Origin of the sequence: Methanoregula formicica SMSP (genome assembly GCF_000327485.1) — an archaeon.
Lineage (GTDB): Archaea > Halobacteriota > Methanomicrobia > Methanomicrobiales > Methanospirillaceae > Methanoregula > Methanoregula formicica.
In genome coordinates, this window is the sequence record NC_019943.1 from 2,154,068 (window position 1) to 2,178,512 (window position 24,445).

Below are 24,445 nucleotides of genomic sequence, written 5' to 3' on the forward strand. Positions count from 1 at the left end.
GGAACATGACGCGGAATGTATTCTTTATATTCACGATCCTTTCCCTCACGCTCCTTGTGGGAGCGATACTGGTTGCAGGATGTTCAGGCACGGGGCAGGAAAAGAACAGCAGCTCCGGAAAGGTCTGGCATGTCGGGGTCTTGAGCGGCATGGCATTTTTTGCCGATACGGAAGACGGTTTCCGCGAGAAGATGGCCGAACTGGGATATACCGAAGGGAAAAACATAGTCTACGATTCCCGGAAAATGGTTGGTTTTGACCAGCCGGCATACCAGTCAGCCTTACAAGAATTCCGGGACAACAAGGTTGACCTGGTCCTTGTCTTCCCCACGGAAGCATCGCAGGAGGCAAAAGCCGCCATGAAAGGAACCGGCATCCCCGTGGTATTTGCCAATGTCTTCACGGAAGAGACCGGCCTTATCGAGAGCGTACGGCAGCCCGGCGGGGATATCACGGGTGTGCGCTGGGGAGGTCCTGACTTAGCCCTCCAGCGGTACGAGGTCATGCGCGAACTGGCGCCGGGCGCAAAGCGTATGCTCATTCCTTACCAGAGGGGATATCCCACAACCACAAGCCAGCTTATTGCACTGCGAACCGCAGCGTCCGCCGACGGCATCACGCTGGTTGAGATCCCTGTGGACAATGCAACCGAGCTTGAGGCGGAACTCAACAAACAGGCTGCATCCATTACTGGCAAAGACACGGCCATTTTAGCCATTGCCGAGCCGCTCTTCGTGACACCAAACAGTTTTGCCGTTATCGGCGAATTCGCGGATGCGCATGCCATCCCGGCAGGGGGCCCGTCCATGTCCGTTAATGGCCATGAGACGGTCTTTGGCCTGGCACCCCGGAGTGTCCCGCAGGGCAGGCAGGCAGCAATCCTGGCAGACAAAATCTTCCGGGGTACACCAGCAGGCGGGATCCCGGTGGTCACCGCTGAGAACTATTTCCAGCTGAATTACCGGCAGGCGCAACAACTCGGCCTTCCGGTCAGCGAAGGCCTGCTGAGCAGGGCAGACAAGATCCTCCGTTGAGACGAAGGGCAAGCCATGAAAATCTGTGGTGTGATGAACACGATTTCGATGCAGGATCCATCCATCGGAGCGGGGTGCCCCGTAGTCATGGTTTATCACCCGTATGATCAGGATGAACGAGTGAGACGAACACGGAGATGACACCGATGCCACCACAGACCCCCTCGGATAAAAAGAAGTTCCGCAGCCTTACGGTAACGCTGGCAATCGCGTTTGTTGCCATGAGCCTCGCCATCGTCCTCATCACCACCGGCCTCCAGGGTTTTTCCAATTACCAGAACCAGCAGAGGACCATATCCTACGAGCAGAAACTCATTGCCCAGGGCGCAGCCGACACCGTGAAAAATATGGTCACTGACAGGATGGACAAACTCCGGGAGACCGCATACCTGTCAAGCATCGCGACTTCGCCGCCGGAGCAGCAGAAGGCAACCCTGGATAAACTCCTGCACTTCGATCCGGCATTCCGTCAGGTCATCCTGTTCAATGTCACGGGTGAGGAACTGGCACGGTCATCCCGGGTCTCGCGGGCCGAATCAAACCAGATTTCAGAACCGGTCAGGGCGGATATCTTTGCACGGGCAGTTCAGGGAGAAACCTTCATCGGGCCGGCCTATATCGATGAAAAATCCAGCGAGCCGATGGTGGTCATGGCAGTACCGGTCACGGATATCTTCGGGGATTACAAGGGGGTCCTGGCTGCTGAGGTGAACCTGAAGTTCATGTGGGACCTTGTCGGGAACCTGAAGATTGGCGAGGGGGGTACTGCATATGTCGTGGATGGACAGGGGAACCTCATCGCCTATAGAGATATCAGCCGGATCCTCAAAGGAGAGAATGTTCTTGGCCTTGAGGATGTCCGCCGGTTTGTGAGTGGCAGGGATACGGTATACGATGCAGAAGTGACACAGGGCATGGAAGGAGATGCTGTAATTGCCAATTATGTCTCATTGGGAGAACCGGACTGGGCGGTTGTCGTTGAGATGCCGGTGGATGAGGTCTACCGGGAGTTCAATAAAGGATTGTACCGCACTATCATCATCCTGCTCGCAAGCCTCGTCTTAGCGTCCATTGCCGGCATCCTCCTATCACGGTTCATCACAAAACCCCTGATCCTCCTCCGTGATGCCACCCGCGAGATCAGCAAGGGCAACCTGGATACGCGGGTTGAGATCTCTTCGATGAACGAGATCGGGGAGCTTGCGGACTCATTCAACAGGATGACTGCGGACCTGGTCCAGACAACGGTTTCCCGGGATTATTTCGACGATATCTTAAAGAGCATGTTCGACATGCTGATTGTCTTGGAGCCGGATGCCACCATCCAGTCCGTGAACCGGCGGACCTGCGATGTGCTGGGATACCGGTCGGATGAACTGGTCGGCCGTTCGTTCTCCCACCTCCTCTCGCCCGACAGTCCCCGTCCGGACGGTGCAGCGACCGGCATGCTGCCCGGGACACGGGCAGTTACGGAAATCGAGCGGATCTTTATGACGAAGGGGGGCCGGAAGATTCCCATCATCCTTTCTTCATCCGTCATGCATGACAGCACCGGGGCCGTCCGCGCGATTGTCTGCGTTGCGCACGATATGACCGAGCGCAAGAAGGTCGAGGAGGAACTCCGGGAGTCCCGGCAACTCTTCATGGACATTATCAGTTTCCTCCCGGACCCCACGTTTGTTATTGACAAAACCGGTACCGTGCTGGCATGGAACCGGGCGCTCGAAGTGATGAGCGGAGTGCCTGCAGAAGAGATCATCGGAATGGGCAATTATGAATACAGCCTCTGGGCATATGGCAGGCGGCGGCCGCTTCTCATCGATCTTGTCCTGGACCCTGACAAGGACTCGGCCCGGCTGGATTATTCGGATATCCACTGGGTCGGCCGGACCGTGACCGCCCAGACTGTCATTACAAAGGCAGACGGCCGGAAGATCCCCATCTCGCTTGTCACGTCCCCCTTGATCGACTCTCAGGGAAACACCGTCGGTGCGATTGAATCACTGCGGGACATAACCTCGGTTAAGAAAGCAGAGGCTGACCTTGCACGCCTGAATGCCGGTCTTGAAAAGATCGTGAAGGAGCGGACAAAAGCTCTCGAAGAGGAAGTTGAAGTCCGGAAACAGGCAGAGGCTGCCATACGGTTATCCCTTGACGAGAAGGTGCTGCTCCTGCGGGAGGTCCACCACCGGGTTAACAACAACCTCCAGATCATCATCAGCTTAACGAAGCTCCAGCTGCGGACACTTGAAGATCCGGGAATGAAGCAGGCCTTAAGCGATATGCAGAGCCGTGTCCGGGCAATGGCCATTGTCCACGAGAAACTCTACCAGACAGAGGACCTCTCCTCGATCGATATTGCGGATTATACCCAATATCTCGTCACCCAGATCTTCGGTCATTACAAAGTCGATCGGCAGAAGGTTGCCCTCAACATTGATATTGGGAAGATCCTCCTGAACATCGATACGGCAATTCCTCTCGGGCTCATCCTCAACGAACTAGTGGGGAACGCCATCAAGTATGCGTTCCCTGACGGGAGGAAGGGTGAGCTTACTATCCGGATGACAGAAGAAGGAGAGATCCTGACAGTCGTTGTCCAGGATAACGGGATCGGCATCTCTTCGGATATCGACTGGCAGAACACGCCGTCCCTGGGCCTCCGGCTTGTCGGAAACCTTGTTGACCAGCTCTTTGGGACGATCGAGCTCGACCGCTCATCCGGTACGAAGTTCACGATGGTACTCCATGAGAAGAAATAAGGAATTTCCACCATGACAATTCTCCGGGTGCAGGGAATCGGTATGACCGAACGGCGGTGGCAGGCACTGGTTCTGGCAGCATCGGCCGTAGTCATCGTCATTACTGCGTGGTGCCTGGCAAATGGCATCACGATCATCTTCATGCACCTGTACTACATTCCCATCACCCTCCTTGCCTACCACTATCGGAAGAAAGGGATTGCTGGTGCAGTCCTGCTGAGCGGGATATATTGCGCCCTCGTCATCGGTTCCGGGGCCGGTGCCACTGAGGCAGCAGGGGCACTCATCCGGGCCTGCCTGTTCGTAGCCGTTGCAGCCCTCATCGCATTCCTTTCCGAGGCTGTCGCCCAATCCCGGGACAACCTGAAGGAGGCCGGGGATATCCGGCAGGGCATCATCCAGAATGCCAATGTCTGGCTGATGGTGCTCGACAAGAATGGCGTCATCCGTGAATGGAACCGGGCTGCCGAAGAGATCAGCGGCCACCCTGCCGGAGAAGTCATCGGCAAAAACACGATCTGGAAACAACTGTACCCCGATAGCGGATACCGGAAGGAGATCACCAGAACGATCGCCGGCATCATTGAAAAAAATGATTACCTGGAAAATTTCCGGACCACCATTTCGTGCCGTGACGGGTCGACAAAGACCATTCTCTGGAATACGAAGATGCTCCCCCCGGAAAGCAATGAACAGGTTCAGTTCATCGCCGTGGGGGTGGACATCACGGAGCGCACCCGGGCCGAGGACGCGCTGCGGGAGAGCGAACAGAAATACCGCACGCTCTTTGATAACATGCTCGAAGGGTTTGCCTACTGTCGCATGATCTACGATAGGGTGGGCCGGCCTTCGGATTGGGTGTACCTTTCCGTCAACCGTGCATTCGGGCAGTTGACGGGGCTCTATGGCATCGAAGGGAAGCGGGTGCTCGAAGCGATACCCGATATCCGAAACCTCACACCGGAACTCTTCGACATGTACGGGCGTGTTGCACTGACGGGCGTTCCGGAAACGTTCGAGATCGATTTCAAGCCCCTGAAGCGGTGGCTGAAAGTCTCTGCATTCAGCCCGGAGAAGGATTACTTCGTTGCGGTCTTCGAAGACATCACCGAGCGGAAGGCGAGCCAGGAGCGGATCGAGGCGCTGCTCCGGGTCCAAGAGGAGCAGCTCCGTATCATCAACGCCAGCCCGGCGGTTTCCTTTCTCTGGAAAGCCACGGAGGGGTGGCCGGTAGTAAGTGTAAGTGAGAATATCTCCCGGTTCGGGTACGTCCCGGATGACTTTACCTCAGGCCGGATCGCTTTCCCTTCCATAATCCATCCTGACGACCGTGAACGTGTGGCGAGAGAGGTCGCGTACAACAGCAACCACCAGATCAACGACTTCATCCAGGAATACCGTATCTTCGACAAGAACCACGGCCTGCACTGGATCTCAGATTATACCCATATCCGGAAGGACACGGCAGGCGGTATCACCCACTACGAGGGGATTGTTCTTGACATAACCCACCAGAAGCAGGCAGAGGAAGCACTCCGGGAGACCAACAGTTACTTAAACAGCCTCTTCGACTATGCCAACGCCCCGATCATCGTCTGGGACCCGAAGTTCCGGATCACCCGGTTCAACCACGCATTCGAGCGCCTGACCGGGAGGACCGAGAACGAAGTGTTGGGAGAACACCTCTCGATCCTGTTTCCGGAATCCTATCGCCAGTCATCCCTCGACCGGGTCCGGTCAACGCTTACCGGGGTAAGGATGGAGACTGCCGAGATCCCGGTTATCACAAAATCCGGGGAGGTCCGGACCGTTCTCTGGAACTCGGCCACCATCTTTGACGATGACGGGAAGACGGCCGTTGCCACCATAGCACAGGGACAGGACATCACCATCCGGAAGAAGGCACTCAGGGAGCTGGAGCAGCTGAACGCCAATCTTGAGAAAATTGTCGATGAGAGGACCCATGCCCTGAACGAGGAGATCCGGCAGCGCCGGCAGGCAGAGGATACAATTCGTGCTTCCCTTGACGAGAAAGTACTCCTCCTCCGCGAGATCCACCACCGGGTAAACAACAACCTTCAGATTATCATCAGTCTCATAAAACTCCAGATGCGGACCGTAGAAGACCCGGAGATGAAGCAGGTCCTTTCCGAGATGAGGAACCGGGTGCAGGCTATGTCCCTTGTCCATGAAAAACTCTACCTGTCTAAAAGCATCTCTTCCATCGACATCTCCGACTATACGCGGTTCCTGGCAACCCAGCTCTTTGCATTCTATGGCGTGGACCACCGCAGGGTCGCGCTTGCAACAGACATGGAAAAGATCCTGCTGGATATCGAGACAGCCATCCCGCTCGGGCTCATTGTAAACGAACTGGTCTCCAATGCCCTCAGGCATGCCTTCCCGGACACTCGCACCGGTACGATCACGATCAGCAGCCATCCCGAAGGAGACCAGATCTCCCTTATCATCACGGACGACGGGGCCGGCATGAGCCCGTCGTATGACTGGCGGGGGAGCACATCCCTTGGTTTCCGCCTCGTGAACAGTCTTGTCGACCAGCTGGGAGGAACCATCGAGAAAAAGAACGGGAAGGGAACAACATTTAATATTCTATTTCCCAGAAAGACTACAACAGAGAGTGAATGAGTGAGCGGCCCTGCAATTTTTATCGTCGAAGATGAGGCAATCGTTGCAAGCGACATCAAAGAGACCTTAATCAGCCTCGGGTATACCGTTGCAGGAACGGCAAAATCCGGGGAGCTTGCCCTTGAGAAGATCCAGCAGAACCAGCCGGACCTTGTGCTCATGGACATCCACCTTGCCGGGGAGATGGACGGGGTTGACACGGCGGGGAAAATCCACGCACTCTACGGGATCCCGGTCATCTACCTGACCGCATATGCGGATAAAGTCCTGCTCGAGCGCGCAAAAGTGACCGAGCCCTACGGGTATGTCGTCAAACCGTACGATGAACGCGAACTTCACTCTGTCATCGAGATGGCCATATACAAGCACCGTATCGAGCGCGAGATCAAAAAGCGGGATGCCATCCTCTTTGCCGTCAGTTCGGCAGTGGAATGGCTCCTGCGGGTCTCCCGCAAGGGTGCCCCGGTTTCAGACAAAGTACCGGACTTTACAGCCTCCGACATCCGCAACATTCTCGAACCCATCGGCCTTGCTCTGGACGCCTGGGCAATCGGGATCTTCCAGGTCCGGACCTCCGGCCCGGCACCTGCCATCAGCATGCTCTACGAATGGGGATGCCCGGGGTACCATTCATCCCTCTTCAAACCGGAACTTAAGCAGTTCACCTTTGCAACCATGAGGATCTCACGGTGGGAGAGCCTGTTAAGAAAAGGCGAGGAGATCTCCGCAGTCGTTTCGGCGATCCCTCCCGATGAGCAGAAACTCTTCAGCCTCCTTGGCGCTAAAGCCGGGGTCATCATCCCGATCTTTATCCACGACAACCTCTTTGGGTTCATCGGCTTCTTCGACCTGATGGAAAAGACCCATTCACCCGACGAGATCGAAGCCCTCCGTATCACGGCAAACCTTCTCGGGGCTGCTATCGGGTACCAGCAATCCGGGTAACACGTACCTTTTTTATCAGCGGGCGGGAAACGGTAGGGACGCCACTGTCCCGGTACCCGGGAGCGATTCCCACAAAGACAGACAGGGACACCTCCTTGGAACGATTTCCGTCCAGAAAGCATATAAAACAAAATGTAAAATATAGTTTACATATACCCGTGCGGCAGCGCACCGGTATTGCAGTATCGCATAATGAACACCAGGAAGACAAACAGCACGAACACCGAGGAATTGTCCCTACGGGACAGACACCATCTGTACCTTCCCCCGCTTCCTACGATGCGGGGGAGATCAACTCCGTTTTTCCCGAGTTCGCGGATATGCGATATCCACACTCCTGTAATCACCTTTCCTCCAGGATCAGCCCCGCTTGCCTGCGTTCATGATTGCCGGGGATTATAAGAATCCCTTCCCGTAAACCAGACGGGAAGCTGCGCTCACAATAAGCTTTGTATCATCTCCCGCCAGATAGAAGACTATCTCATGGTTCCTGTGGAAACTTCCCGCTTCGAACGGACGCTTCTTGCTATTGCGCTTGTCTTCATCATCATCATCGCCGTGAAGATGACCTCGTACATCATCTCGCTCGTCCTGATGTCCCTCATCATCACCCTGCTTACCGTACCGGCCCTCGTCTGGCTGAAAAAGAAGGGGCTTTCAGGCACGCTTTCTGTTGCAGTCATCACCCTTGCCGCATGTCTGGTCATTGCAGCCATCCTGTACATTTCTGTCTTCTCCTTCCAGCTGCTGCTTCACGACATGCCGCAGTTCCAGCAGGAGTTCTCCGTGCGGCTTGCCGAACTCAGGACGATCCTCTCCACCTTTGGCATCTCCATTGAGACCGACAGCATCCGGTCTATCGACCTTAAAGAGATCTTCTCAGCGGGTGTAGCCGGGGTAACAACGATTGCCGAGGGGCTCATGTTCCTCTTTTTTGTTGCGGTGACCTCGTTCTTTATGCTCCTTGAAGCCCCGCGTCTCACGGAGCGCTTCGAGGCACGGTATGGAAAAGACTCACAGACCGTGAAGCAGTTCGGGCGGATGTCCGGGTACATCATCGATTTCATCGTTGTCCGCACCGAGACAAACTTCATCCACGGGATCCTCTTTGGTGGGTTCCTCACGGTTATGGGCGTCCATGGTGCACTCCTCTGGGGGCTCCTGACATTCCTCCTTGGGTATATCCCCTACATCGGCCTTATCATGGCAGCAGTCCCTGCCATCTTCTTTGCCTGGCTCCAGTTCGGGATCCCCGGGGCGGTCGCGGTGATCGTGGTTGTCTGCATCCTCAACTTGATCGTGGAGAATCCGATCTTTTCTTACCTCACGTCGAGAAAATACGAGATCCCGGCACTCATCGTGATCCTGTCGGTAATCTTCTGGGGATGGCTGCTCGGGATCGTCGGGATGCTCTTTGCAATCCCGTGCACCCTCATCTGCCTGCTGGTGCTCCAGCTGTCCGATGACCTGCGCTGGATCAACGATTTCCTGGGCGTCGGGCACCTGTTCGAGGAGCATACGCGAAAAAAGGATGACTGATACGGGGTGTTGTCGCGACCCGGTTTTCCCCAGACACCTGTTTGCCGCACCCGGATCTATCGTTTGGAACAGCCTGTACTGGTTCAGAAACAGTTTGAAAACAGGTTCCTGGGCATATTTCACCAGGGGTCCCTTGAGTGGTGAAATGCTGATCATGCATCCAGGAACGGTTCCGAATGAAACGAAGGGGTCTCTTTTCACTCAGGTCATGTGCTGGTTTTGAGTACCATGCAGGCCACGGATCCTCCACGGCCCCATGTCCTGATAACTATTATTGTTACTATTTTCTATATAAAAGTATGTTTTTTTCAAATATTGAAAATTCTTCGTTTTATTGCGAATAATCGTAAAAATATTCGATTTTTTTTGCCCCATTAGAAATTTCCCGCAAAAATGGGGTCGCAATTCTCTTCACAAGGGATTGCAGGGCTCTTTCATGGAAGAAACAGGAAAAAAGAAAGACAGGATTCCGTCCCCCGGGCTGGGGAGAGTTAATATAGTAATTAATGCCGGTGACGGAAGAGACCGGCAATGCAAATACCCCCGGCCAGCATGGTGCATATCAGCAGGGGGTCCGGCCCGGGAGCATAGGTCTGTTTTTTTGCAGGTGTCGTTTTCGTGACAGGATTCTCTGTTGGCACCGGGGTAATCTCAATCACAACCTCTTCGGGCGCCGTTGTAGGGATAGCGGTCGGCACGGTTGTTGGAACCACGACTATCGCAGTCTTCTTCACCAGTTTCCCGTTGACGGTCTTTGCCTCGGGATCCAGCTCCTGCAGCCGGAGCACGACAATCTCCCCCGTCTGGTCGAAATCAGGGACAGTACCGGTCAGGGCAACATCGACGGTGAACTGCTTCCGGGTAAAACTCAGGTCCCACCCGTCAAGCCGCACCTGGGCTGACTGCCGGTCGGCAAGCCGCGTGATCAGCGGCTCCTCGTTCACTTCTTCAGTCTTGACGACGACCCAGCGGGGGTCCGCAAGATCGGTATACATGACAAGGGAATTGTCAGAGGCAAAGGTCTTTCCGGTATCGAATGAACTAAAACTCAGGGAATATCCCGCACTCACTTTACTGCCGGGCTGGAGTTCAGCACCCGGGGAAGGGCCGGTCCAGCCGGAAAACGTCCATGCCGATACCGGCATGACAATCAGGAAAAAGACAAGGGCGGCAAGAGCACAGCGGGAATAAACCGGTGAGTCATTCATACGTTTTTCAACGACCGGAAAACCCATAAAGATACCGGTAAGGCATGACGGCGCGTACAGTACGATTGCGGATTTTTCCCACGGGCGCCCGGCAGCCATGCCATCGCCCTGCCTCATGTTTATTAGCCTCACCGGCGCACATGGATGTGAATGCATTCCTCCGGCCACCACCAGCCTGGCCCTGGAACTCATCTTCCATCGGGAGGACGCACACACAAAAGCCCGGCACATCCGGGTACTGCCTGCCCGATATCCCCGTGATTTACCATGACATCTTCTTGGTTAACCCTGCCACAATGCAGCGTCAGGACAAAGATCCTGGCCGTGTTCCTGGCACTCTCCCTCATCACGCTCCTCGTCACGGGATACGTAGCGCTCTTTACCATCGGCAGCCTGGCAGAGACGGCGGAGTCCGGCAGTTTCCGGCAGGGGCTGCAGGCCGTCGATATGGCCACCGTCGCCCTGCAGCAGTCTGCCGAACAGTACCTCCTCCAGGCAGCAGGAGACCAGGCAGCAATCGCCGGGACCCTCTTCAACGACACCGAGACGGAACTTGATCTCCTCACCGTGCAGGCTGCCACCCTTCAGGGCAATCCTCCGGTACTACCGGTCATTCGTTCCTTTGGCCGAAATACTCCCCCGGCAGATCCCCGCGATGCGACCGTGTTTCTCTTCAGCCCGGGCAGCACGGTAACCACGGATTCGGAGGAGTTCCGGAAATCCGCAGGCATGGACGACCTCTTGAAGGGGATGTACGACGCCGATGAAGACCTTGTCTCGGTTTTTCTCGCAACCGACTCCGGCATCCTGCGGTCGTATCCCTGGGAGAATACGGACGCGGAAAACTATGATCCCCGTACCCGTGCCTGGTTCACCGGAGCAAAGGGCACAAACGGCGTCTATTGGTCCAAGCCCTACGTGGACTCGTTCGGCCATGGGCTGGTGGTCACTTCGTCAAAAGCCGTGGCCACGCCCTACGGGACATGGGTCATCGGGAGCGACGTTAGAGTGGGTGTGATCACCAGCGAATTCTTAAACACCACGCTCGGGGGACGGGGCTATGCTGTCCTCATGGACAACAGCGGGGATATCATCAGCCGGCCGCAGCTTGCCGCCGGTGATCACCGCTGGGACCAGCCGTTCCCGCAGGATAACGTGTTCAAGAGCTCCGATCCTGCCCTCGTTGCTGCCGGGAAGAACATGACGGAAGGCCGGACCGGGGTTGAGAGGGTGCAGTTCAACGGGGTGGATACCTTTGTTGCCTATGCACCGGTCCCGTCCCAGAACTGGAGTGTTGCCGTGTGCCTGCCGGTGAGCGAAGTAACCGCCCCGATCGACCGGACCCGCGACGGGATAACGGCATCGGGCCGGGAGACCGAAGAGTGGATCGCCGAACAGTCGGACCGGGTTATGCTCCTCTTCTCCCTGCTCTCCTTCCTCCTCCTCCTCATCGTCATCGTACTCTCCGTAGCCCTGTCCAAAGCCATTACCCGCCCTGTCGATACCCTGCGGCAGGCAACGCAGGCTATCGGGAAAGGCGATCTTGCAAACCGTGTCGAGCTCAGGACCGGGGACGAGTTCGAGGAACTTGCGGATTCCTTTAACCGGATGGCAGGGGATCTCCGCCATACCATCGACGATCTCCAGCGCACCACTGCCGAAAAGGAGCGGTATGCAAGCGAGATGGAGATCGCGCGGGAGATCCAGCAGACCTTCCTCCCGGAAACGATACCCGACATCCCGGGATTCGAGATCGCTGCAACAACGATCCCGGCAATGGAGATCGGGGGAGACCTCTATGACTTCATACCCCAGAAAGACGGCAGCATGGGCCTGGTTATCGGTGACGTCTCCGGCAAGGGCGTCAGTGCTGCCCTGTACATGGCCCTGTGCCGGACTCAGATCCACACCTGCGGGGCAGGGAGCGGGGAGCCCGCGGAGGCAATTGACCCGGCAAACCGGCTGATCTATGACGAGGGCAGGTCGAACATGTTCATCACGGTCTTCTATGCAGTCCTCGATCCCCGGAAGATGATGCTCTCCTACGTGAACGCCGGTCACAACCCCCCGCTGCTGATCCGGGGCGACCTGCCGGTTGCGCAGATGCTCGAAGGCAAGGGGATTGCACTTGGGGTGATCGATGACACCCGGGCAAAGACCTCGATGCTTCCCCTCCACCACGGGGACCTCATCGTGCTGTACACGGATGGGGTGACGGAGGCGTTCAATGAGCGCGACGAGTATTACGGTGAGGAGCGGATGACCGCGGTCATAACAAAGAACCGTTCCCGCCCGGCCCGGGAGATCGGAGAGGCCCTCCTTGAGGATATCCGGTTGTTTGCAGGATCGGCACCCCAGTCTGACGACATCACGTTCATTCTCATCAAAGTCAGGTAAGCAAGCGGCCCACCCGGTAGTTCCGGGTACACAGTTCACAGAACGGCCGGATCAGACGTGACGTGCAGAAAGCTTCGTCTCACCACAACAGTATGCGTCACGTTCAGGGCTGCTGCCCTTCAGGAGTCCCGGTGACCGGAAATCTTCTGACGTGCCATGGTCCGTCATGACCACCTCATCCAAAACCGCGTTGTCATCAATCGTGGCAACCAGCGCTTCCAGGGCAGAGAGGGGGTAATGGCTGCTGAGGTGTTCCAGGAGTTCCCCGATCAGTTCCCGTCTCTCCCTCCCGGAACGGACGCACGTGGTGTCGCGCCAGTAACTGGAAAGGCAGGTCTCTGCATGGTATGCATGCACCAGGTTCCTCAGTTCCACGAGCAGGAGGTTGCAGTACACCTGCCCGTGCCTGTCGAGCAAGGCATCCAGTTCCTCCACGATCCGTTGATATTCCTGCACGAAAATTGTCTTTTCTTCCGGTGGAAGCGAAGACGAATGCAGCAGGTCCAAGATCCTGCATTTCTCAGCAAACGGGGCTCCCGCATGCCAGGAGCCGGGACCTGAAGATCCTGAGAGATTTTTCGCTGCCTCGCTGACCGATTGCCGGAAGAGGATGAGCTGGTCCTTGAGAAGATCGGCAGAGTGGGTGTCCATGGGTGATCCTGTTCGTGTCGGAGGGTTTTTTATAGCGGTACGGTGACGATGACCGGTTGAAGCAGATAGTATGAGTATTCTCTTTAAAAAAAAGCATCCCCAGTACCTAAAACCGCGGGGTGACAGCCGGTTTCAGATCCGGGGCTGCTGCTGGGTGGCACAATGGAAGGTGCCAAACCCTTCAACCATGGCGCGGGCTAAAATCCCAATCACCGTTCGGTCCGGGAAGATCATGCGCAGGATATCCAGAGCAGCGGCATCCCGGGGATCGTTGAAGACCGGCACGATCACGACCGTGTTGCCGATATAGAAATTCGTGTAGCTTGCGGGATAGCGCTGCCCGTCTGCATCCTCCACCCGTCCCGGCATCGGGAGCCGGATGACGGTGAGGGGTGTGCCGTCCTCGGTGGTTGACCGGGAGAGGATCTCGTAGTTCTCGTGGAGCGGCGCATAGTTTGCATCGGATGTGTCCTCCTCGTACGCGCAGACAACCGTCGAGGGACCGACAAACCGTGCGATATCATCGATATGCCCGTCGGTGTCGTCCCCTTCGATACCCTCGTTGAGCCAGATGACCTTTTCTGCACCGAGATACTCGCAGAGCAGCCCTTCGATCTCTCCTTTTGAGAGCGAGGGATTGCGGTTGGGATTGAGGAGGCATGCCCGTGTCGTGAGGACGGTTCCCCGGCCATTGGTGTCGAACGATCCTCCTTCCATGACAATCCCCGGCTCGAAGAGCGGCAGGTTGAACCGGCGGTTCATATGCAGCGAGATAGTTCCGTCGCGGAACTGGTCCTCGTACTTGCCGCCCCAGGCATTGAATTCCCACCTGACCATGGCGAGTTTCTTCAAAGCGCGGCTGACGACAAAGGTCGGGCCGTAGTCGCGGATCCAGACATCCGAGTACCCGGTGGTATGAAGCGTCACCTGGTCAGAATCAATGCCCATCTCCTTCAGCCGTGCCCGCACTTTCCGGTACACCACGGCGGTGGGAACAAAGACCTCGACGCGTTCCGAGGTATGGACATGGGCGATGAACTCGTAGTATGCCTGCTCCACGGCAGGGATATCCGGGAACGTATACGTGTTGTGGGGCCACGAGATCCAGACCGCATCATGCGGCTCCCATTCCGCAGGCATATGGAACCCGCGGTTCCTCGGCGTGTCTTTTTCCCGCAGGTCAGGGAATGTCCCGTCTTTTCCGGCAAACGGGACGGTTATTCGGGAATAGGTCTCCGGCCGGCGGTTGCGGAAGAATCCCCATGAATCCTGGACTTCAGCATTCATCGAGAAGTCGACTTTGACAACCAGGATCTCCTCGGAATCCCCGACCCGGGCAAGCACCTTCCCGAACGCATCGGCAACAAAGGAGCCGCCAAAGAACCGGCAGCTGCCTTCGGTGCCGACACGGTTGACTGCTGCGACATGGACGCTGTTTGCCACGGCATGGCTCCTCTGGATCAGTTCCCATGCCTCCTGCCATCCCCCTTCCTTCGGGGTATCAGGCCCGGGGTGGCCGATCGCGGTCGGGTAGAATATGATGTCCGCCCCGTCAAGGGCTACAGAGCGTGCGGCCTCAGGGAACCACTGGTCGAAACAGATGAGCACCGCAATCGTACCGTACCGTGTCGGAAAGACGCGAAACGAATCCCCCGGAAAGAAGTACCCCTTCTCGTAAAACCCCGGGTCCTGCGGGATATGGACCTTGTGGTAGGGCTCCGAGAGATTTCCGTCAGCGTCTATTACCACGGCAGCGTTGAAGAATTTCCCGTCAGCTGCCTTCTCGTACACCGGGAGGATGATAACGACATTGTGCTCGCGGGCAAGGGAGGCAAAGAGGATCGTCGACCGTCCGGGAATGGTCTCGGCAAGATCCCCGGTCTCCGCACCACTATGCTGCGGAAAGTACCGTACGTGAAAGAGCTCGGGGAGACAGATGATCTGCGCCCCCCGTCCTGCCGCCTCAATGACCTTCCGGCGTGCCTTCTCGATGTTCCCGCCGGGATCGGGACCCATCGCCATCTGGATGAGCCCAAGCGTTACACATTCCAGCTCCACACACCTCGTGGTGTATGGATTTTTCCTGATCGGATATCAGGGTATCCATCCGGGCCACTGCGGGTTCATCCATGAATACCGGTGTGCAGCACATTTATCACGGGCGGATGTTAAAATCCAATAACAACGGGAAACCATGATGAAAAAGAACACTTTTTATCTCATGTGCGGGTGCATCGCGCTCATCCTGCTGGCAATCTTCTGGTACTCTGTGGAGATACACAACCCCCTCTTCATCGAGATCGCATTCCTCGCTGGCATCGCTCTTGCCTACGTGGCGCGGAAGAAGGTCACCGATCTTGTCGAGGATGAGCGGAGCGCGAAGATCACGGAACAGGCTGTGCTCCGCACCTTCCAGGTCTTCTGGGTTGTTTTCTGTGCATTCTCGATAGGCGCAGTTATGCAAATCCTGTACATTCCGCAGAATCCAAAAGTATTCTTCACCCAGCCACCGCCGGCGCTCCTGTCGCCGAGGATGATGGGGTATTTCCAGCTCGCCCTCCTCTGCCTGATGATCTTCCTGTATGTGGGGTTCAGGATATACTATGCCCGCAAGTACGGGGACTGGGAGACCGATGAAGAATAAGATCAAGGTCTTCCGTGCCATGCACGATATGACCCAGGAAGACCTTGCGCAGGCAATTGGGGTGACCCGTCAGACCATCCTCGCCATCGAAAAGGGAAAGTACGTACCCTCGCTTGACCTTGCATTCCGCATTGCCCGGCACTTTGCGGTGAATATCGAAGAAGTCTTCACGTACGAGGACGAGCCCCCGGCAGCTGGGGGCCGGAGCTGACCGGTTGTTCCTGTTCCATACCCATGACAGTCGGCACGGATACTTTTTTCCGGGCCGGAACAGTGCTGTTTGCTTCCCATTTTTGCTGCGCGCCACAGCCCTGTTTTCTCTTCTCCCGGCCCCTGCTCCGTCGTTTGAGTAATCCCGGCCTCCTGTAAGATTGTGGAAAACAATAATATACAAAATGTTAAACATACATTACAATCTGTTTGGATAACCATTCATTACCCCTGATTCCATCAGGGCAGGCACCAGCCAGAACCCACAATCCCAGTACAGGTGAACGTATGAAAACATTACCCCTCATGACGGGCATCCTTTTCGTGCTCGTTGTCATCTCATCGGTAAGCGCAGCCGGAAACACCATCCAGGCAACCAGCAAGGAAGATGCCGCAGCACTCGTCTACGTATCCGGCTACGATATGGAACCGGCCGTGTTTTATCCCTATGAGTCCGGGACCATCACCGTTCGGGTAACGAACGCGGCCAATGCTTCGGTCGTGCTGTCGGAACCAAGCCTTAGTGAACCTCACCTGAAAATCCTGAGTGAGAGGGCATACAATACCAAGACAACAATCGGTCCCGGGCAAACGGTCTCCTACACGTTCGTTGTCGAGGCCAATGCCATGGACGGGAAATATTATCCCCTGTTCAGCATCTCACCCGTGATCAATACCTATCCCATCCATGCAACACTCACGCTCAAGGTGGATTCAACGGATGTGAGGGCCAGCATCTCGAAGAAACCGGACATTTTCTCAGCATCCAAGAAGGACACCGTGAATATCAGCATCACCAATCCGCGCGATGCCGGTGTGGATAATGTCCTCATCGTCCCGGAAAACGATGGCGCCACGGTCTTCCCGCAGGAGTCCTATGTCGGAACCCTTGCAGCCGGCCAATCCGTGCAGGTCCCCTTCTCGATCACACCGGACAAGGAGACGAATGTCACGTTCCATGTCAGTTTCTTAAGCGGGGACACAAAGCACACCACGGAGGTTGTCCTGCCGGTCACCCTGGAAAAAGACAAGACGGGGGCCGAGATTGTTGTCAACAATATCGAGAGTTCGTCTTCCGGGATGACGACCACGCTGAAAGGCGATGTAACGAACAACGGCCTTACCGATGCAAAATCCATCCTCGTCACGGTCGGCGATCCGGCCCGGCCCGTCAACCCGAACCCGGTCTATGCCGTCGGGAACCTTGAACCTGACGACTTCTCCAGCTTTGAGATCACGTACGTCTATGCCGGGAACAAGTCCGTGCCGCTGATTGTCGATTATAAGGACGGGGAAGGAAACACCTTCCGGGAGACATTCAGCATTGCCGCATCGGATGGTATGGCAATGCCGGGGGCAGGTTCCCCGGCCCAGTCCGGGAGTGGGAACTCCGTCCAGCGGAGGGGCATGTTCGGGTCCTTTGGGTCCGGCTTCGGCCAGATCCCGGTGACAGAGATTGTCATCATCCTCGTAGCAATCGCACTCCTTGCCTATGCATGGAGAAAAGGGTACCTCACATCCCTAAGAAACCGGTTCAGGAAAGACCCCCTCCCGAAAGGAAAGGATGAAGATGATGACGAAGAGCCGGTGGAGAAATAGACCGGCTCTTCCCTGGTATCAGTATGACAGCAGTACCGGTCATCGAACTCCGGGACGTCACGAAGATCTACCCCCTCCCTTCCGGTGACGTGCTGGCGCTCGACCGCCTCTCGATCCGGATCGAGCGGGGCGAGTTCGTTGCCATCATGGGCCCGTCGGGATCCGGAAAGTCCACCCTCCTCAACCAGATCGGGGGACTGGATGTCCCGACCTCCGGGATCCTGCGTATCACCGGCAGGAACATCCGGAAGATGTCGGATGACGAACTCACCGACCTCCGGCTCAATGCCATCGGCTACATCTTCCAGAAATTCAACCTGATCCCGCTCCTCACCGCGTTCGAGAACGTCGAGTACCCCTACATCCTCAGGCACCGGTGCAATGATACCACCGGCCGGGTCAGCCGGCTGCTCAATGACGTGGGGATCAACAAGCGCATGGCCAAACACAAACCGGCCGAACTCTCCGGGGGGCAGCAGCAGCGGGTCGCGATTGCCCGGGCACTGGTCAACGACCCCGATATCCTCCTCTGCGACGAACCGACCGGCAACCTGGACACAAAGACCGGCGCCCAGATCATGGAGATGCTCACTGCACTCCACCGGCAGGGCAGGACCGTCATCATCGTCACCCACGACCCCTCTGTTGGCGATCAGGCTGAACGCATCATCCGGATTAAGGACGGGAGGGTGGACGAAACATGACGAAAGATATCATCCTCCAGCTCTCCATCAGGAGTATCCGGCTGAATTTCCTCCGTTCGCTGCTTGCGGCTCTCGGGATCGTGATCGGTGTTGTGGCCATCTCCTCCATGGGCATGATGGGGGCAAACATGACCCTCTCGGTCACCGAGGAACTCTCGGCCATGGCCAATGTGTTGGTGATCAAAGCAGATACCGGCGGAGGCGGCGGGGGATTTGGCCCCATGGGAGGTGGCGGGGGAACAACCACTACCAGGAAGTCATCCTCATCGGCCAGCACGAAGGACTATCTCACACGGGCAAACTTTGAGGATATCGAACGTGCCGTTGCCAGTTATGGGACGGTCTACCCGCTCTACCAGGACAGCACCAAGATCGAAGTGGGGGGCAATACCGGGCGGGCCACCATCTACGGTATGCGCGACGATGATATGGCGGATATCCTGACCGTTGAAGAGGGGGCACTTCCCAAGACATCCAGTTCCATTGTCATCGGTCCCACCTTTGCAGAACGACAGGGGCTCACGATCGGGAGCCGGATCACCATCGGGGATGCTACCCAGAATGAGACCGTATCGAAATACCGTGTCGTGGGAATCCTCAAGGAGAAGGGGATGTCCATGGATATGAACACGGACAATGCCATCATTATGCCGGAAAAGGCCTATGTCGGGCTTTTCGGAGGCGAGGAAGAGTATGACCAGGTCAATGTAATCCTCAATGACATTAATGATGCAGATGCCACAAAGACCTCAATTGAGGACAAGCTCAACCGCAAGGACAATGTGATCACGATCCAGGACAGCAGCAGGATGATGGAGAGCATCACCTCGACGGTCAGTACCCTGACCACGTTTGTCATGGCGATTGCCGGCATCTCGCTGCTTGTTGCCGCAACATCGATCTTCAACGTGATGATGATGTCGGTGACCGAACGGATCCGGGAGATCGGCATCCTGCGGAGCATCGGCACGCGGAAAAACGAGGTGCTCCGGATGTTCATCTATGAAGCGGTGATCCTCGGGCTTGTCGGTGCCGCCATCGGCGCCATTATGAGCCTCATTCTCGGCTGGCTCGTGGTGCTCGCCATGGTCGGGACAACGAAATATTTCTTCACCATCCAAAGCCTCATCTATGTCCCGATGGCAATGGCAATCGGGATTGCCATCTGCATCTTCTCGGGCGTCTACCCGGCCTGGCGGGCAGCGAACCTCGACCCGATCGAGGCACTCCGGAGCGACTGAAGAAGGCCTGCCCGGTTCCAGCATCCACCTGACAGGCCGGAAAAAAACCCCGTTTTTTGTCCACCCTTCCATTCTGGTGCACTATAAAGACACGTTAAGAACACGATGATGCTATTTTCTCCATACTCTCTGGAAGAACTCGATCGGTCGGGGCAAGTTGATGCACCACATTGCAATAAAATGATGATATTTTTAACAATATACACCATATTTCGTAAGGTGTGGTGCACTAATCTCAATACATTCCAGCAATCTGGTGCATTTCCGGGATTTTCCGTCATCACATGAGGGTATCATGCAACATCTGGAAGAAGTAAACAGGAACAATATTTTCATGATGGACAACACCGCCAACCCGGCGCCGCTCGGGCTGTGCGCTTTCGGTATGACGACCATCCTCTTAAGCCTGCACAATGCAGGGTTCACCGGTGTCTCGAGCCCGATTGTCGCCATGGCGCTCCTGTACGGCGGCGTGGCCCAGTCCGTTGTCGGCGTCATGGAATGGAAGAAGAAGAACACCTTCGGCATGCTGACCTTTGGCAGTTTCGGGATCTTCTGGATCACCTTTGCCGCGATCCTGATGCTGCCGGCCCTCTCGCTTGCAAAAGCCCCGTCACCGGTGGAACTGGCGGCATTCCTTGCCGTCTGGGGGATCTTCGCCCTTGGCCTGTTCATTTGCACGCTGAAGATGCACCGCCTCCTCCAGGTCACCCTCGCCTTCGTGGTGATTCTCGTTGCCCTTCTCGTGACCGCGCACCTGACAGGCAACCCGCTCATCCTCACCCTGAGTGGCATCTCCGGCCTGATTGCCGGCGGCCTCGCCCTCTACATGGGCATGGGGCAGACCATCAACGAGATCTTCGGGAGCCGGGTCCTCCCGGTCTGACCTTTTTACCGGAACCGGGCAAACATCACTTCATCCATCGTCACGCCGTTTTTCGTGACCGCATCCTTGTGGACTGCCTCGCGGATAAACCCGCTTTTCTCCAGCACCCGCATGGATGCTGCATTATTCGAAAAGATTCCGGCCTGGATCCGGGCAAGGTCATACCTGTCGAATGCCACCGGTACAATCGCCCGGACTGCATCGGTCATGATTCCCCTGCCCCAGTACGGTTCCGCAAGCCAGTACCCGATCTCCGCTGTCCTGCGGTAGATATCTTCGAGAGGATGGATGCCGATCCCGCCGCAGGCCTGCCCATCAACTTCAATGGCAAGGACAAGGTTCCGGCTGTCGGGTGCGGTTGCCAGAGCGATGAAGCGCTCCGCATCGCGAGAAGTATAGGGGGAAGGAAAACCATCCCGCAGGGTAGTGGCAATGAGGGGATTGTTCGCGAACCGCACCAGGGAGGGTACATCGGCCGCCGACCAGCCACGGAGGATTGCCGAAGGGGTGATGATCTGCACAGGGAAACCTCGTTTCTTAGCATATGGCCCGCATCAGAAATTACCCTGATGGGCCCGGGCATGCCCATGCATCACCAGCTATTTACTATGGCAAAGAGACCGTTCTAAAAAGGACGCACACCACCATGTTATTCCTCTCGGAGACAGAGAAGACTGAATGGCGCCGGCACGCACAGGAGATCGCCCACAGCTCCGCAGCCCCGGCACAGTATGAAGGGTGGATCAGGAAAAATCTGGTCCCGGCATTTGATTACTATATCGCTGTCGACCTTGCCGGCCGGGGCGAGAGCCGTCGTGCCGTGGAATGGCTGGAGGCCGCAACGCTTGCCGAGGAAGACGGCCTCTTCTCCGCGGCATTTCTCTTAAGTTTCCTCTCGCGGCACAACGGTGCCCTCATCCCGCCTGCAACGGCATTCGAGGACCCGCGCCCGTTCCTCCATTTCGCCAGCGTCCCGGTGATGAAGGCGGCACGACAGCAACTCGCAAAGCAGTTCGCCCACAGCCTCCCTGCCTTTGACAACCCGGTGCGGTTCATCGACATCGGCTGCGGCGACGGGTCCCTGACAGCAATGGTCCTCTCCCGGCTGTTGGAGACCGGTAAGGCCGATGCCATCAGCGAAGTGCTCCTCATCGATGCCTCGCCGGCAATGATCGCCCTTGCCAAAAAGACCGTCAAAGACCAGTTCCCGGATGCACGGATCGTGACCGAGAACTCCCGGATACAGGACTGTTCTGCGTCCATCCGCACCCGGTACGACATTGCGATGAGCTCCCTTGCCTACCATCATATGCCGGTGGAGGACAAACGGCTCCATCTCCTGCGGCTCAAGCCCTGGATCGATCATTTCCTCCTCTTCGAGATGGACGCCGACAACGACACCCCCGAACTCTCCACGCCGGAACTTGCGCTCTCGGTGTACCAGTCGTACGGCAGGATCATGGACTTTGTCTATTCCCACGACGCGCCGGTCGACGTTGTCACGGACTGCATCGACTCATTCCTCATGACCGAGGTTGTCTCGCTCCTCACCCGGCCGCGGGGAGAGCGCACGGAGTACCACATGCTCCGGAGCCAGTGGCACGACCTGTTCCGTTCCTCCCTGTGCCCCGAGTTTGCCGTCTGTTCCGATTCCACGTGCTATGCCGATGAGTACATGACGCTCTTCACCCTGCATTACGGGAGAAGGGAGTAACCGTCACCCCGTCTTCACCAGGTCGAAGACCCAGCGCTTGATCCCCGGTGCGACATTCCCGCACTCGTCCTGGAACGTGAGATCGAATCCCTTGCTGACTAGCACATCCACCAGCGCCGGTATCTCGTTTCTTGCCCCGAACGTGTAGAAATGGATCATGCCGTCGCGGGCCGCAAAGGGGGCAAAGAGATCCAGGCTGTCCTTCATGCCATACGGCGTGGGGATGATGATCCGGTCAAACCGCTTCCCCTGCAGGTGCCCCGTGTCCCGGGCATCGCCAAGGATTGCCGTTACCGGACCTTCGACATGGTTCAGCACGATATTCTCCCGGAGCCAGCCATATGCCTCGGGATTCTTCTCGATTGCGGTGACCCTTCCGCCTCGGGCGGCGGCCGGTATAACATACGGGCCCACACCGCAGAACGGCACGAGCACCGTCTCGCCGGGCTCCACCTGTTCCGTGACCCGTCTCCGCTCATAGGCCATACGGCTGGTGAAGAAGACCTTCGTGACATCGAACCGGTACTGGAAGCCGAACTCGCGGTACCGGGTGATAGTGGTATCCCCGGCAAGCACCTCAAACGATGCAGTCCGCGAATCCGATGCAGCCTTCTGCACCTTGTTGAGAACAGTGTATACATTCTTCCGGGTGGAAAGGATGGTTCCGGCCACAACATGCTTGTATGCTTCCATCTCCATGGGGACCGAAACAATGGCAACGTCCCCCACCACATCGAAGCGGCCGGAAAACCGGCGGAGTGCTTCATCGGGTACCCGGCCTTTGAGGAGGTCCTTGAGCCGCATCGTCAGGAGGTATTCAGCATGAATCCCTATAAATCCGTTCCCGAACAGGAGGGAGTATCGCGTGGGCACTATTCGATTGCCCGCTATCGGAGACCGCCATGCAGCCGGTGGACCAAAAAGGATCAGGGGAATGCCGGGGCTGGCGGCTGCAGGGCAAACCAGGTGAGAAGCGCGATATACACGAGCGCAAAGAAGAGGACGAGGGCAAGGTTGACGCGCTTGTCCTCTGCCGTCATTGCCGACCAGGCCGGCTTCTGCCGCTTCGCCGCATAACCGATTATGAGGCCGGTAATAGTGCCGGCAAGCGTGCCAAGGGCGACAATATTCAGGATCACGAACGTCTCCATGGTCTCTCCTTACCGGTTGCCTGTTGACGGATATTAATCCTGTTGCAGCCATGCGCGGGCGGGATACCCTTTGCCACACGACAAAGGGGAAAAAGGGGGATGTATTCAGGTGTTCCTTGACCGGAGACGGACAACCGCAAGGGCTGCACACGAGAGACCTGCAAGAGTTGCTACCACAAGCCCCGGTGTCTTGATCGGAAGGGCCTGCAGCGGGGAGACCGGTGACAGGGTGAGGGAAACCGGAGTGGTCAGCCCCGCTTCAACAGAGACCTGCTGCTGCACGGGGACATATCCTTCTTTTATGACCGTCAGGTTATGCCCGCCCGGCAGCACGTTGATGAGCGTGACCGGTGCAATCCCGGCAACCGCACCGTCCAGCAGGACCTGTGCTCCTTCCGGGGTCGTGTTGACCGTAAGCGTTCCCCGTTCAGGCGGGAGGTATGCCGTCACAGTAGCCTCCGCGCCAGTGGTGAGCTCGACCGCGACGGAGTACGGCATGTACCCGAACTTCGTGACATTGATGGTGTAGGTCCCCGGGTAGAGGTTCCCGACGGTAAGCGGTGTTTTCCCCTTATACTCGCCGTTCACGACAACGGAACACTCAGCGGGATCGGACACGATGACAAGCGAGCAGGACGGGGATGCAGTTCCGGCCGTTATGCCGCCGGAGATGCCGGCCGAGAGTCCCGGCTTTCCCAGCGTGACCGAGATGGTGCCGTACTCGGCATTCCGGAGATTGGAGCGGTCGTTTGGCCCGTTCACGACCCAGATCGTATACGTGCCGTCATCAAGGCGCCCGTTGACACGGCCCGTGTTCCACTTGTAACTCCAGCTGTCGTCCCCCATCACCGGGACGACCGTGAAGTGACCTTCATCGGCACGTTGCGTGATGTCGTTGAGCGCAACCCCGTTGGCCGGAAGGTTGGGGCCGGTCAGGAAAAGGTACACCTGGTTGCTCGTGGGCGAATATCCCGAGAGCGGGATGGTCTCCCCGGATACGGCCTGGATACCCATGCCGGATACAACGGCAGTGAGGAGAAGGAGAGCGGGCAGGAGCAAAAAATACCGGGTGTTGCGGGGTGAGGGCGACATAATATTATCCTTTTTATCC

The 24,445-nt window shown here is 56.9% G+C and carries 20 protein-coding genes; 13 read left to right on the plus strand and 7 right to left on the minus strand.

Features of this window, described 5'->3' with window-relative positions; genetic code table 11:
* The first annotated feature begins 5 nt into the window (after positions 1 to 5).
* From METFOR_RS10730 to METFOR_RS10750, 5 genes are all read left to right on the plus strand, one after another.
* The gene (locus METFOR_RS10730; RefSeq protein ID WP_015286161.1) at positions 6 to 1,034 is read left to right on the plus strand and encodes an ABC transporter substrate-binding protein; all 1,029 of its coding nucleotides are present in this window, start codon (positions 6 to 8) and stop codon (positions 1,032 to 1,034) included.
* 146 nt (positions 1,035 to 1,180) lie between these two features.
* Positions 1,181 to 3,796 carry a PAS domain S-box protein gene (locus METFOR_RS10735; protein ID WP_015286162.1) on the plus strand — a complete coding sequence of 872 codons (2,616 nt, stop codon included), beginning with the start codon at positions 1,181 to 1,183 and terminating at the stop codon, positions 3,794 to 3,796.
* 12 nt (positions 3,797 to 3,808) lie between these two features.
* Complete coding sequence (locus METFOR_RS14635) at positions 3,809 to 6,445, plus strand: PAS domain S-box protein (protein ID WP_015286163.1); 2,637 nt, start codon at positions 3,809 to 3,811, stop codon at positions 6,443 to 6,445.
* Entirely contained in the window at positions 6,446 to 7,390 is a 945-nt protein-coding gene (locus METFOR_RS15025) for a response regulator (protein WP_015286164.1), read from the plus strand.
* A 483-nt stretch (positions 7,391 to 7,873) separates the two neighbouring features.
* Positions 7,874 to 8,929 (plus strand): AI-2E family transporter, encoded by a 1,056-nt coding sequence (locus METFOR_RS10750; protein ID WP_015286165.1) that lies wholly within the window; start codon positions 7,874 to 7,876, stop codon positions 8,927 to 8,929.
* 503 nt (positions 8,930 to 9,432) lie between these two features.
* On the opposite strand, the gene METFOR_RS10755 is transcribed toward METFOR_RS10750, so the two are convergent.
* Positions 9,433 to 10,254, minus strand: a complete 822-nt coding sequence (locus METFOR_RS10755; protein WP_015286166.1) for a hypothetical protein — start codon at positions 10,252 to 10,254, stop codon at positions 9,433 to 9,435.
* A gap of 150 nt (positions 10,255 to 10,404) precedes the next feature.
* Here METFOR_RS10755 and METFOR_RS10760 point away from each other — a divergent pair, with 150 nt between their 5' ends.
* Positions 10,405 to 12,534 carry a SpoIIE family protein phosphatase gene (locus METFOR_RS10760; RefSeq protein WP_015286167.1) on the plus strand — a complete coding sequence of 710 codons (2,130 nt, stop codon included), beginning with the start codon at positions 10,405 to 10,407 and terminating at the stop codon, positions 12,532 to 12,534.
* Between the two features lie 51 nt (positions 12,535 to 12,585).
* On the opposite strand, the gene METFOR_RS10765 is transcribed toward METFOR_RS10760, so the two are convergent.
* Positions 12,586 to 13,185 carry a hypothetical protein gene (locus METFOR_RS10765; protein WP_015286168.1) on the minus strand — a complete coding sequence of 200 codons (600 nt, stop codon included), beginning with the start codon at positions 13,183 to 13,185 and terminating at the stop codon, positions 12,586 to 12,588.
* A 132-nt stretch (positions 13,186 to 13,317) separates the two neighbouring features.
* The gene (locus METFOR_RS10770; protein ID WP_015286169.1) at positions 13,318 to 15,243 is read right to left on the minus strand and encodes an agmatine deiminase family protein; all 1,926 of its coding nucleotides are present in this window, start codon (positions 15,241 to 15,243) and stop codon (positions 13,318 to 13,320) included.
* Between the two features lie 136 nt (positions 15,244 to 15,379).
* Between METFOR_RS10770 and METFOR_RS10775 the strand changes: the two genes are divergently transcribed.
* From METFOR_RS10775 to METFOR_RS10800, 6 genes are all read left to right on the plus strand, one after another.
* Entirely contained in the window at positions 15,380 to 15,829 is a 450-nt protein-coding gene (locus METFOR_RS10775) for a DUF2178 domain-containing protein (protein WP_233504395.1), read from the plus strand.
* On the plus strand, positions 15,819 to 16,040 hold the full coding sequence (locus tag METFOR_RS10780) for a helix-turn-helix transcriptional regulator (RefSeq protein ID WP_015286171.1): 222 nt from the start codon (positions 15,819 to 15,821) through the stop codon (positions 16,038 to 16,040). The genes METFOR_RS10775 and METFOR_RS10780 overlap by 11 nt, the downstream gene beginning before the upstream one ends.
* Positions 16,041 to 16,327: 287 nt before the next feature.
* Positions 16,328 to 17,638, plus strand: coding sequence for a COG1361 family protein (locus tag METFOR_RS10785; protein ID WP_015286172.1), 1,311 nt, complete (start codon positions 16,328 to 16,330; stop codon positions 17,636 to 17,638).
* A gap of 23 nt (positions 17,639 to 17,661) precedes the next feature.
* Positions 17,662 to 18,342, plus strand: a complete 681-nt coding sequence (locus tag METFOR_RS10790; RefSeq protein WP_015286173.1) for an ABC transporter ATP-binding protein — start codon at positions 17,662 to 17,664, stop codon at positions 18,340 to 18,342.
* Positions 18,339 to 19,583, plus strand: a complete 1,245-nt coding sequence (locus METFOR_RS10795; protein WP_015286174.1) for an ABC transporter permease — start codon at positions 18,339 to 18,341, stop codon at positions 19,581 to 19,583. Before METFOR_RS10790 ends, METFOR_RS10795 begins: the two co-directional genes overlap by 4 nt.
* A 334-nt stretch (positions 19,584 to 19,917) precedes the next feature.
* Complete coding sequence (locus tag METFOR_RS10800) at positions 19,918 to 20,469, plus strand: acetate uptake transporter (protein WP_233504397.1); 552 nt, start codon at positions 19,918 to 19,920, stop codon at positions 20,467 to 20,469.
* A 5-nt stretch (positions 20,470 to 20,474) separates the two neighbouring features.
* Here the strand turns inward: METFOR_RS10800 and METFOR_RS10805 are convergent, their stop codons facing one another.
* On the minus strand, positions 20,475 to 20,990 hold the full coding sequence (locus METFOR_RS10805; protein WP_015286176.1) for a GNAT family N-acetyltransferase: 516 nt from the start codon (positions 20,988 to 20,990) through the stop codon (positions 20,475 to 20,477).
* Between the two features lie 23 nt (positions 20,991 to 21,013).
* Here METFOR_RS10805 and METFOR_RS10810 point away from each other — a divergent pair, with 23 nt between their 5' ends.
* Entirely contained in the window at positions 21,014 to 22,183 is a 1,170-nt protein-coding gene (locus tag METFOR_RS10810) for a class I SAM-dependent methyltransferase (RefSeq protein ID WP_048110947.1), read from the plus strand.
* Positions 22,184 to 22,186: 3 nt separating this feature from the next.
* Here METFOR_RS10810 and METFOR_RS10815 read toward each other — a convergent pair whose 3' ends face one another.
* From METFOR_RS10815 to METFOR_RS14640, 3 genes are all read right to left on the minus strand, one after another.
* A complete protein-coding gene (locus METFOR_RS10815) occupies positions 22,187 to 23,056 on the minus strand; it encodes a class I SAM-dependent methyltransferase (protein WP_158491381.1) in 870 nt (289 codons plus the stop codon).
* Positions 23,057 to 23,109: 53 nt separating this feature from the next.
* The gene (locus tag METFOR_RS15620; RefSeq protein ID WP_015286179.1) at positions 23,110 to 23,334 is read right to left on the minus strand and encodes a hypothetical protein; all 225 of its coding nucleotides are present in this window, start codon (positions 23,332 to 23,334) and stop codon (positions 23,110 to 23,112) included.
* A gap of 105 nt (positions 23,335 to 23,439) precedes the next feature.
* Complete coding sequence (locus METFOR_RS14640; protein WP_015286180.1) at positions 23,440 to 24,426, minus strand: PEGA domain-containing protein; 987 nt, start codon at positions 24,424 to 24,426, stop codon at positions 23,440 to 23,442.
* Positions 24,427 to 24,445 lie beyond the last annotated feature (19 nt).

What these genes read in the sequence shown, in the direction of transcription:
- METFOR_RS10800 (WP_233504397.1), top strand. Translation starts at nt 19,918, where the DNA reads ATGATGGACAACACCGCCAACCCGGCGCCGCTCGGGCTGTGCGCTTTC.
- METFOR_RS10795 (WP_015286174.1), top strand. Translation starts at nt 18,339, where the DNA reads ATGACGAAAGATATCATCCTCCAGCTCTCCATCAGGAGTATCCGGCTG.
- METFOR_RS10785 (WP_015286172.1), top strand. Translation starts at nt 16,328, where the DNA reads ATGAAAACATTACCCCTCATGACGGGCATCCTTTTCGTGCTCGTTGTC.
- METFOR_RS15620 (WP_015286179.1), bottom strand. Translation starts at nt 23,334, where the DNA reads ATGGAGACGTTCGTGATCCTGAATATTGTCGCCCTTGGCACGCTTGCC.
- METFOR_RS14635 (WP_015286163.1), top strand. Translation starts at nt 3,809, where the DNA reads ATGACAATTCTCCGGGTGCAGGGAATCGGTATGACCGAACGGCGGTGG.
- METFOR_RS10780 (WP_015286171.1), top strand. Translation starts at nt 15,819, where the DNA reads ATGAAGAATAAGATCAAGGTCTTCCGTGCCATGCACGATATGACCCAG.
- METFOR_RS14640 (WP_015286180.1), bottom strand. Translation starts at nt 24,426, where the DNA reads ATGTCGCCCTCACCCCGCAACACCCGGTATTTTTTGCTCCTGCCCGCT.
- METFOR_RS10790 (WP_015286173.1), top strand. Translation starts at nt 17,662, where the DNA reads ATGACAGCAGTACCGGTCATCGAACTCCGGGACGTCACGAAGATCTAC.
- METFOR_RS10730 (WP_015286161.1), top strand. Translation starts at nt 6, where the DNA reads ATGACGCGGAATGTATTCTTTATATTCACGATCCTTTCCCTCACGCTC.
- METFOR_RS10755 (WP_015286166.1), bottom strand. Translation starts at nt 10,254, where the DNA reads ATGAGGCAGGGCGATGGCATGGCTGCCGGGCGCCCGTGGGAAAAATCC.
- METFOR_RS10775 (WP_233504395.1), top strand. Translation starts at nt 15,380, where the DNA reads ATGATGAAAAAGAACACTTTTTATCTCATGTGCGGGTGCATCGCGCTC.
- METFOR_RS10760 (WP_015286167.1), top strand. Translation starts at nt 10,405, where the DNA reads ATGACATCTTCTTGGTTAACCCTGCCACAATGCAGCGTCAGGACAAAG.
- METFOR_RS10765 (WP_015286168.1), bottom strand. Translation starts at nt 13,185, where the DNA reads ATGGACACCCACTCTGCCGATCTTCTCAAGGACCAGCTCATCCTCTTC.
- METFOR_RS10810 (WP_048110947.1), top strand. Translation starts at nt 21,014, where the DNA reads ATGGCCCGCATCAGAAATTACCCTGATGGGCCCGGGCATGCCCATGCA.
- METFOR_RS10750 (WP_015286165.1), top strand. Translation starts at nt 7,874, where the DNA reads ATGGTTCCTGTGGAAACTTCCCGCTTCGAACGGACGCTTCTTGCTATT.
- METFOR_RS10735 (WP_015286162.1), top strand. Translation starts at nt 1,181, where the DNA reads ATGCCACCACAGACCCCCTCGGATAAAAAGAAGTTCCGCAGCCTTACG.